We start from the raw sequence: 8,594 nt of genomic DNA, 5'->3' as shown, positions 1-8,594 counted from the left end.
TTGATCGCTCAAGAGGATCGCATGAGCGCGACGGCGCGAGGCGCGTTTCTGACCGTACTCATGGACATGTGCCAACGTCTGCCGGTCGGCTTCTGTCAGGGGAGAGATGAAGCGCCTTGCCATGCTGCCGTCCTAAGCTGAGATCCTACTGGCATTGTGCCTGAAAATATCTGCCTAGGCACTTAGAGACCGTTCAGGTTTTCATCGCGGATGACAATTTGGCTAGCCAGAGAGTAGCTCAAAAATTGGGATGGCAGGCCACGCACAATGGTTCTAAGGATGGAGAGTATGGCCAATACTACAGAATCACCATGTAACCAAGCGGTCAACCGGACGCCAAAAGCGTGCCGCTTTTGGTTCCCTCCGCTGGCGCTCCGGCGCCGGTTACCTTAGCGTTAGCGATGTCAACTATGGCCAAGTATTTTTTAATTGTCGTCCTTATATTATCGCTCGCAGGCTGTGCGGTATGGCCTGTAGGTGACGACCCAAAGGGGCGGGAATATCGAGATCAGGCAGACTCGCTGCTAGTGTTGCTAAATAGTTACAAAGTAGAGAATGGGGAGTTTCCCCAATCTCTAAATGCGCTGGTTCCGGAGTATGCTGTAGGATTGCCGGATGTTTCTGACGTTATTACCTACTATCCGGAGACTGAGAGCATTGAGTATACATACACACCATCGTGGCCACAGCCAGGGCAAACTACGTGCTCCACTACAATTGGTAGTGGCGAATGGATCTGCCATGGCTACATTTAGAAAAAGCGCTAACAATGCGCGTCAATTCGCACACTTCGTGTGCCGGACGCTCGCAAGCTCGCGCCGTTGCGCTTGGCGTTATGTGCAAATGGAGTAGCGCAGTGCACTCAGAGCATCCGAAAATAAAGCAGCTCTTTCCATTGGTTACTGAATCCCTGACCAAAGGATTGACAGCATTGTCAAATGGAGATAGTAGCTATGAAGCGCCTGCTATTGAAGTGTATGCACAAGAAGTTTTTTCTAGGGTTTCTGAGATTGATAATGCCTTTAAAAATATGTCGATTGCTATCGAGTATTTAAAGAAAACAGATCATCTTGGCTCAGGCTACAGCTTCTCTGAACACCACGCCTTTCATATAGAAAACTTTCTACTCAGGTTGACTGGCGTGGTAGATCGATCATATCTACTGGCTGGATCAACGATGTTGATGGAGAATAGTAAGATTGAAAAATTAGGAGGGAAGCGCACTGTTCATAAAGAGTTGCGGAGTTTTTCTCCATGTTCAGTTGAGATTTTAAATAGGATGGAGGGCGCAATAGATCACTTGCGAACCCCGCGAAATAAGGTTGCGCATCAAGCCGGTTTCTCAAGTAAGAATTTAAGCGTATTACAGGCTATAGAAAATTCAGAGTCGGATTCTATATCGGTAAGACAGATTACAGAGTTAATGTCTTACGAGAAAATTAAAGATGTAGTCATTGAGGAATCTGTTGACCAGTTCGATGCTGTGATTCCGATTATGGATGGTCTAGTAAAAGAACTAATTGATAGTCTTTCATTTGTATATGACGGCTTGCTGAAAATGCACATAACCAGTGTAGGTAAGGGACGCTCCTGACGTCGCGCCCCTGCTACAAACGTTAGTTGCCAGACAAGGTCATGAGATAGTGGCAGAAAAAATATACTTCGATCACATCAACGAAAGAACTGATAGCTACTTTCTTGAGTATTCTCCACCTGTTGGTTCAGTCCCATTTGCCTCCCTCACCGTGACATATATTTCTGACGTTGCAGGTGAGAAGGTGGCCACAGACTTGGAGGATCTAGCCGGGAAGTGGATCGCTCGGTATCCAGTACCTGTCATGGCTAGTGCATTTGATAGGCGCGGCGATCTTATTGATCTTGAAAAAGTCCGTCCTTGTAGTCATCTCACCGCTATCATGGATGAAGAAAAGCTGCGCTATCGGTGGGAGCTTCTTGAAGATGAAGAGTTTCCAGAGGAACTGCAGGATCCAGGGTATTTGATAGAAATATACTCAGACCTGAATTACAGAACTCAGAGCGAAGTCAGTGCCCAAGCACGAGAAAACCTAAAGCCAATACGAACAGCGAAAAGATTGCTGATTGTCTGGTCAGTCGTCGTGCCTGCCGCTATTGCGCTACTTGAGTTTTTTAGCCCTGTGTGGCTATCGGTAATTGCTCTGGCTTATAGTTTTTGGAAAGCCTACCAGCAGTGGTTGAAGATGACGGGGCGAAAAGAAAAATCAGATAGGGAGATCGAAAGGGAAAAAGACTCTCGTTTGAAAGAGCATCACCACTATCACTGTAAGTTGAATCCAGATGGTTTTTTGAGGCTTAAAGTCGAGAATTTCCAAAAAATGGAAGAAGATCAAATACAGAAGAAATATGACTCAATCTCCACCAGCAACTAACCAGTGCAGGTTGTCGGACAGGTACTCCGTTGCACTCCGCACCTGCCGCAACTGCAGGCGTTAACTTTATAATCGAGCTTGAGAATGTCCTTAGATATTGAGAAACAGAAAGAACGGTTTAATTCCTTCCGCGAGGAAAGGCTTCCCGTCCTTCACGATTTCTCGAAAGGACTAGGCTTTCAAAATCCACATGAAATTCTCATCAATCCAGAGAAATTCTTGCAGCCGATAAGTTCGTGGCTGTCGGACCAGGAAATCTCTGCTGAATCTAAGAACTGGATAACTGTCCGCATAGGCTATTTCTTAGGGGAGCTATTCGTGGAAAGGCACGGGGGTTGTTGGAGTGTTTTCCAAGCTCCTAGCTCCAGATACTATGGCCATTTCGTTGTTGGTGAGTTCTCGTCATTCGACAATGCGAATGCACTCTTTGACCCAATGGAAGCCGCCTTTGTGCTCACAAGCCAGCCTAAAGGCCGCTCGTTAGTCGAAATCGTCAAGGAAATTGAGGATTCCCTCAGTGGTCTGTGAAAAAGTTAACAAGTGCAGGCAAGGGACGCTCCTGACGTCACGCCCCTGCTGCATGCGTTATGTGGTGAGTTCCGGCCACTCCAAGGAGATACGTCCACATGGATGACATAAGGGAAGCCGCCATCAGGGAGTTTTTTGAAGATTTTGTCGCGGCATTTTCGAGCTTCGATGGTGATCGCGTGGCTACCAAATTCACCCTTCCTTATTTGGCCAAAGGGCCGGGTGATTCGTGCAATGTTTTCGACTCACGCTCGCAGCTGGCAGCGTATTTTCAGTCCTATTTGGATGACTATCACTCGCAAGGGTGCCGTGAATGTCGTTACTCGAATCTTGCCGTAAACTGGCTTGGTTCTGAGTGCGCGGTTGCCTCTGTAACTTGGAATCTGGTGGATAAGTCCGGTGTGTCAGTCACGTCGTGGTCGGAGTCATATATGCTGTCCTTTGTCGGTGGTAAAGCCCTAGCTTTTGCCACTGTAGATCACGTCGGGGGCTAGAGCCTGTGCTTTAGTTCGGGCACACATAACCAGTCGCTGTAGTACGCGGCCGATGGCCGCCGGACGCCCTTTTCATTGCGGCTTCGCCTCCATTACAAGGGCGCCGCTAAGCTAAGCGTTATGAATACAAGGCCGGAGACAGGAGAAGGGATTCATGGCCACAGATTGGAAATTGGTTCGCAGGCTCGTAAATTCCGCACTTGATGCCTGTGAAGCTTTAGATCAGCTAGAGATCACGGACGAGGAGCGGAGCGCCACAATCCAAACAGTCAATGGACAGGAGGTGGGTACGGTATGGGATGCTTTGCAGAGTGCCCACACGGCCCCGGAGAATGTCCGTTATATGGTTATTCGCGGTCGCGGCCAGTTGGGCGAGTCAGCCCCATTTGTTCAGCCAGTCAGCCGCGTTCTGCAGCAAGTGGGGTCGCTTGCCGCTGAGCTTGTTGGTGCGCAGCAATTACAGGTGCCAATAGAGGGCATTGATCCTTATGCACCAGGAAAGGAGCAATCACTTGAATCAGCGATTGAAAACCTTTCGGCATGGTACGAAAGCTATTTAGTGTCGAATGTCGAGGGTGCCTTGGCCAGTGTGCGTGACAGCGATCATTCATAACCAGGCCATTAAGTCTGTTACGGGCCGATGGCCCTCCACCGGACGCCCCTGTCAGGGCGCCGCTTATGGCTGGCGTTAAGCGGTAGAAGGTAAGTTTGAGTAATGGCAAATAATTGGAATATTCCGGACTGGCTGGAAAAAGAGGTCCGAGCCCGAGACACGGAATGCGTCTATTGCCGCAATGAATTTACCTCCGTGAAAGTCTCAAGAAAATCTGCGGCAAGCTGGGAGCACATCATCAACGATGCCAGTATCATTACTCGAGAAAATATTGCTCTTTGCTGTTGCGGCTGTAATGCCAGCAAAGGCCAAAAGCAGCTATCCGCATGGCTGCAAACCAAGTATTGCCGAGACCGGGGCATCACTCCGGAAACCGTAGCGCCGGTCATAAAGCAGGCTATTGAACGTGGCCTGTAGCACAGCGCTTAACAAGTCGCTGTAGTACGCGGCCGATGGCCGCCGGACGCCCTTTTCATTGCGGCTTCGCCTCCATTACAAGGGCGCCGCTAAGCTCAGCGTTAAATTGCCCATAAACAAAGCCCCAAGTCAGACACCTGACTCGGGGCTTTTTCATTCTGGCGTTGCGATTACCTGGCCGCCAGCGCCACCCCCACCTTGGAGCGGTTGGGCCGGCCGATGGTCTGGGTGATCCAGGTGCCGGTGGCGGCCAGGGCTTCGAGGTCGATGCCGGTCTCGATGCCGAGGCCATCGAGCAGGTAGACCACGTCCTCGCTTGCCACGTTGCCGGAGGCGCCCTTGGCATAGGGGCAGCCGCCGAGGCCGGCGACGGAGCTGTCCACTACCGCGATGCCTTCCTCCATTACGGCGTAGAGGTTGGCGAGCGCCTGGCCGTAGGTGTCGTGGAAGTGGGCGGCGAGCTTGTCCATGGGGATGTCGCGGCTCACGGCCTCGATCATGCGCTTGGCCTTGAGCGGGGTGCCGGTGCCGATGGTGTCGCCGAGCGAGACCTCGTAGCAGCCCATCTCGTACAGCGCCTTGCTTACCTCGGCGACCTTGGCGGGGGCGATCTCGCCCTCGTAGGGGCAGCCCAGCACGCAGGAGACGTAGCCGCGCACCCGCACGCCGGCCTCACGTGCGCGCTCGAGTACCGGCTCGAAGCGGGCCAGGGACTCGGCCACGGAGCAGTTGATGTTCTTCTGCGAGAAGGCCTCGGAGGCGGCGCCGAACACCGCCACCTCCTCGACGCCGCACTCCAGCGCGCCTTCCAGCCCCTTGAGATTGGGGGTCAGCGCCGCGTAGGTGACGCCATCGCGGCGGGCGAGGTTCTTCATCACCTGCTGGTGGTCGGCCATCTGCGGCACCCACTTGGGCGAGACGAAGCTTGCTGCCTCGATGTAGGTGATGCCGGCCGCGCCGAGACGCTCGATCAGTTCGAGCTTGGTGGTGGTGCTGATCGGCTCAGGCTCGTTCTGCAGCCCGTCGCGCGGGCCGACCTCGACCAGGCGAACGTGTTTCGGGAATGCCATGAATCTTCTCCTGTCTTGCTCAGGGCGAACCGATGAGGTGACTACTCGCCGCGGCTTACCCGGCGACAGGTCTTCGAGGGGGCGCTGTGAACCCTTCCCTGGGCGCTACCGATGCCATCCCTGGCATAGGACCCCCTCTACGACCTGTCCCCGGCGCCGCTAGCCTTGGAGGATAGCGTTGCTGTTTGGCCGGCTCGCATTGCTGTGGCCTGTGTGGCGGTTTAGGGGCAGGGGAGGCCTGCGGCCTCCTATCGCGCTGCGAGCAGCGCTCCTACGAAGGGCGTTCACCCGATTATTCGTCGGGGGCGAACTCCAGCAGCACATCGCCCTGGCCCACGGTATCACCGGCCTGGAAGTGGAAGCTTGCTACATGGCCGTCGGCGGGGGCGGACATGGTGTGCTCCATCTTCATGGCCTCCATCACCATCAGCGGCATGCCCTTCTCGACGCGGGCGCCGGCCTCGACCAGCAGCGCCACCACGGTGCCGTGCATGGGCGCGGTGAGGGTGGACTCGGCCTCGTGGTGGCCGTGGTCGATGGCGTCGATGCGCCGCCAGAACAGGCGGGTCTCGCCGCGCGGGTCGACCATCACCACCACGTTGCCGTCGCGGCGCGCCTGCAGGCGGCGGCGGTGGCCGTCCAGGGTCATGGCCACGGCGTCGCCGGCCAGCGGGTCGAGGCGCGCGGTGAGCGTCTCGCCGCCGATGGTCAGGTGCCAGGGGCCGGCATTGTCCGCGCGGGTGCCCTCGACCACCACCACGGCCTCGGAGTCGTCGTCGTCCTGGGCATGGGCCGGGTCGCAGAGGGCGATGCGGATGGTGTGCGGGGCGTTGACACGAAAGCCGTCGTGGCGGTCCCAGGGCGAGTCGCTCTCGCACTCGCGGGAAAGCTGGTTGAGGCCCACCAGGGCGGCTCCGGCATACTCCTCGATGCTGTAGCGGCGCGGTGCGAAGAGGGTCTCCTCGTGCTTCTCGATAAAGCGGGTGTCGAGCTCGCAGGCCTTGAAGGCCGGGTGGGTGGCCAGCCGCTGCAGGAAGGCGCGGTTGGTGACCACGCCCTGCACGTCGAGTGCGGCCAGCGCCCGGTTCAGCGTCGCCAGCGCCTGGGCGCGGTCGTCCCCAAAGACGATCAGCTTGGCGAGCATCGGGTCGTAGTGCATCGAGACGGCATCGCCGGTCTCCACGCCGCTGTCCAGGCGTACCCGTTCGGGGTCCAGGCCGGCGCCTTCCAGGTCCATGGCGAAGCGGGTCAGGGTGCCGGTGGCGGGCAGGAAGTCCTGCTCCGGGTCCTCGGCGTAGAGCCGCGCCTCGAAGCTGTGGCCGGTGATGGTCAGCTCGTCCTGGGCCAGCGGCAGCCGCTCGCCCATGGCCACGCGCAACTGCCACTCGACCAGGTCCTGGCCGGTGATCATCTCGGTGACCGGGTGCTCCACCTGCAGGCGGGTGTTCATCTCCATGAAGAAGAAGGAGCCGTCCGCATCCAGGAGGAACTCGACGGTGCCGGCACCCACGTAGCCGATCTCCTTGGCGGCGCGCACCGCGGCCTCACCCATCTCGCGGCGCAGGCCCTCGCTCATGCCCGGGGCCGGGGCCTCCTCCAGCACCTTCTGGTGGCGGCGCTGCACCGAGCAGTCGCGCTCGAAGAGGTAGACGCCGTTGCCGTGGCTGTCGCAGAACACCTGGACCTCGACGTGGCGCGGCTGGGTCAGGTACTTCTCGATCAGCATGCGCTGGTCGCCGAAGGCGGCCTGGGACTCGCGGCGGCAGCCGTCCAGGGCGGCCTGGAAGCCGGCGGCGGACTCCACCACGCGCATGCCCTTGCCGCCGCCGCCGGCGCTGGCCTTGAGCAGCACCGGGTAGCCGATCTTGTCGGCCTCGGCCTTGAGCAGGGCGTCGTCCTGGTCGTCGCCGTGGTAGCCCGGCACCAGCGGCACGCCGGCGTGGGCCATGCGCGACTTGGCGGCAGACTTGTCGCCCATGGCGGCGATGGCCGAGGCGGGCGGGCCGACGAAGACGATGCCGGCCTGGTCGAGGGCCTCGACGAAGGCGCCGTTCTCGGAGAGGAAGCCGTAGCCGGGGTGGATGGCGCCGGCGCCGCTGCGCCGCGCGGCCTCGACCACGGCCTCGACCTTGAGGTAGCTCTCGCGGGCCGCGGCGGGACCGAGGCGGATGGCCTCGTCGGCCTCGCGCACGTGGCGGGCGTTGGCGTCGGCGTCGGAGTAGACGGCGACGGTGCGCAGGCCCATGGCACGCGCCGTGCGCATCACGCGGCAGGCGATCTCGCCGCGGTTGGCGACCAGCAGGGTGTCGAAGCGCTTGGTGTTATGGGTCGTCTGGCTCATTGTCGGCGCTCCGTGTTCGAGGGGGAATCGGGGGCCCAGGCGGGGCGGCGCTTCTCGAAGAAGCTAGCGAGCCCCTCCTGGCCTTCATGGCTGACCCGCAGCTCGCTGATCACCCGGCAGGTATGATCGCGGGTCGTGTTGCTGTCGGGCTCGCGGGCCACCTCGGCGAGCAGCGCCTTGGTGGCGCGGCTGGCCTGGGGCGAGGTGCCAAGCAGGGTGTCGACCATGGCCGCCACGGCGGCGTCCAGGTCGTCATGCGCGACCACCCGGTGGGCCAGCCCCAGGGCCTCGGCCGTGGCGGCGTCCATCACCTCGGCGGTCAGGGCGTAGCGGCGCATCTGGCGCTCGCCCATAGCGCGCTGCACATAGGGGCTGATCACCGCCGGCGAGAGGCCGATCCTCACCTCGGAGAGGCAGAACTTCGCCTTCTCGGAGGCGATGACGATGTCGCAGCAGGCGGCCAGCCCCACGGCGCCGCCGAAGGTGGCGCCCTGCACGCGGCACACGGTGGGGCAGGGCAGGGTGTCCAGGCCGTGCATCAGCGCCGAGAGCTCCCGGGAGTCCGCCAGGTTGTCCTCGAAGTCATAGTCGACCATGCGCTTCATCCAGTTGAGGTCGGCGCCTGCGGAGAAGCTCTTGCCCTCGGAGCCCAGCACCAGCGCGCGCACCTCGCCGCGGTGGGCGAGCTCGCCCACGCGGCGCAGATGATCGTTGAGCTCGGCG

At 58.8% G+C, this 8,594-nt stretch carries 9 protein-coding genes and 1 pseudogene; 6 read left to right on the top strand and 4 right to left on the bottom strand.

The annotated features are described in order from the left end of the window. Positions 1-123, bottom strand: a pseudogene (locus tag SCI24_RS19545) (IS630 family transposase); the annotation flags it as partial. 607 nt (positions 124-730) lie between these two features. Here SCI24_RS19545 and SCI24_RS19540 point away from each other — a divergent pair. From SCI24_RS19540 to SCI24_RS19515, 6 genes are all read left to right on the top strand, one after another. Next, positions 731-1,594, top strand: a complete 864-nt coding sequence (locus tag SCI24_RS19540; protein ID WP_318726968.1) for a hypothetical protein — start codon at positions 731-733, stop codon at positions 1,592-1,594. A gap of 49 nt (positions 1,595-1,643) precedes the next feature. Then, a complete protein-coding gene (locus tag SCI24_RS19535) occupies positions 1,644-2,408 on the top strand; it encodes a hypothetical protein (protein ID WP_318726967.1) in 765 nt (254 codons plus the stop codon). Positions 2,409-2,492: 84 nt separating this feature from the next. After that, positions 2,493-2,936: a hypothetical protein gene (locus SCI24_RS19530; protein WP_318726966.1), complete on the top strand. Its 444-nt coding sequence runs from the start codon at positions 2,493-2,495 to the stop codon at positions 2,934-2,936. A gap of 98 nt (positions 2,937-3,034) precedes the next feature. Next, complete coding sequence (locus tag SCI24_RS19525) at positions 3,035-3,430, top strand: hypothetical protein (RefSeq protein WP_318726965.1); 396 nt, start codon at positions 3,035-3,037, stop codon at positions 3,428-3,430. 154 nt (positions 3,431-3,584) lie between these two features. Beyond that, positions 3,585-4,043 carry a hypothetical protein gene (locus SCI24_RS19520; RefSeq protein WP_318726964.1) on the top strand — a complete coding sequence of 153 codons (459 nt, stop codon included), beginning with the start codon at positions 3,585-3,587 and terminating at the stop codon, positions 4,041-4,043. 102 nt (positions 4,044-4,145) lie between these two features. Next, entirely contained in the window at positions 4,146-4,460 is a 315-nt protein-coding gene (locus SCI24_RS19515; RefSeq protein WP_318726963.1) for a hypothetical protein, read from the top strand. Between the two features lie 170 nt (positions 4,461-4,630). Here the strand turns inward: SCI24_RS19515 and SCI24_RS19510 are convergent, their stop codons facing one another. From SCI24_RS19510 to SCI24_RS19500, 3 genes are all read right to left on the bottom strand, one after another. Further along, the gene (locus SCI24_RS19510) at positions 4,631-5,530 is read right to left on the bottom strand and encodes a hydroxymethylglutaryl-CoA lyase (protein ID WP_318726962.1); all 900 of its coding nucleotides are present in this window, start codon (positions 5,528-5,530) and stop codon (positions 4,631-4,633) included. A 292-nt stretch (positions 5,531-5,822) separates the two neighbouring features. After that, positions 5,823-7,871 carry an acetyl/propionyl/methylcrotonyl-CoA carboxylase subunit alpha gene (locus SCI24_RS19505; protein WP_318726961.1) on the bottom strand — a complete coding sequence of 683 codons (2,049 nt, stop codon included), beginning with the start codon at positions 7,869-7,871 and terminating at the stop codon, positions 5,823-5,825. Next, positions 7,868-8,594 (bottom strand): enoyl-CoA hydratase-related protein (locus tag SCI24_RS19500; protein WP_318726960.1); only part of this gene is annotated, 727 nt, incomplete at its 5' end. The genes SCI24_RS19505 and SCI24_RS19500, both read right to left, overlap by 4 nt.

Source organism: Halomonas sp. (assembly GCF_033549285.1).
Lineage (GTDB): Bacteria > Pseudomonadota > Gammaproteobacteria > Pseudomonadales > Halomonadaceae > Halomonas.
The sequence above is the reverse complement of the archived record's forward strand: the minus strand, read 5'-3'. Positions and strand labels throughout refer to the sequence as shown.

What these genes read in the sequence shown, in the direction of transcription:
- SCI24_RS19540 (WP_318726968.1), top strand. Translation starts at nt 731, where the DNA reads ATGGATCTGCCATGGCTACATTTAGAAAAAGCGCTAACAATGCGCGTC.
- SCI24_RS19530 (WP_318726966.1), top strand. Translation starts at nt 2,493, where the DNA reads ATGTCCTTAGATATTGAGAAACAGAAAGAACGGTTTAATTCCTTCCGC.
- SCI24_RS19525 (WP_318726965.1), top strand. Translation starts at nt 3,035, where the DNA reads ATGGATGACATAAGGGAAGCCGCCATCAGGGAGTTTTTTGAAGATTTT.
- SCI24_RS19520 (WP_318726964.1), top strand. Translation starts at nt 3,585, where the DNA reads ATGGCCACAGATTGGAAATTGGTTCGCAGGCTCGTAAATTCCGCACTT.
- SCI24_RS19515 (WP_318726963.1), top strand. Translation starts at nt 4,146, where the DNA reads ATGGCAAATAATTGGAATATTCCGGACTGGCTGGAAAAAGAGGTCCGA.
- SCI24_RS19510 (WP_318726962.1), bottom strand. Translation starts at nt 5,530, where the DNA reads ATGGCATTCCCGAAACACGTTCGCCTGGTCGAGGTCGGCCCGCGCGAC.
- SCI24_RS19505 (WP_318726961.1), bottom strand. Translation starts at nt 7,871, where the DNA reads ATGAGCCAGACGACCCATAACACCAAGCGCTTCGACACCCTGCTGGTC.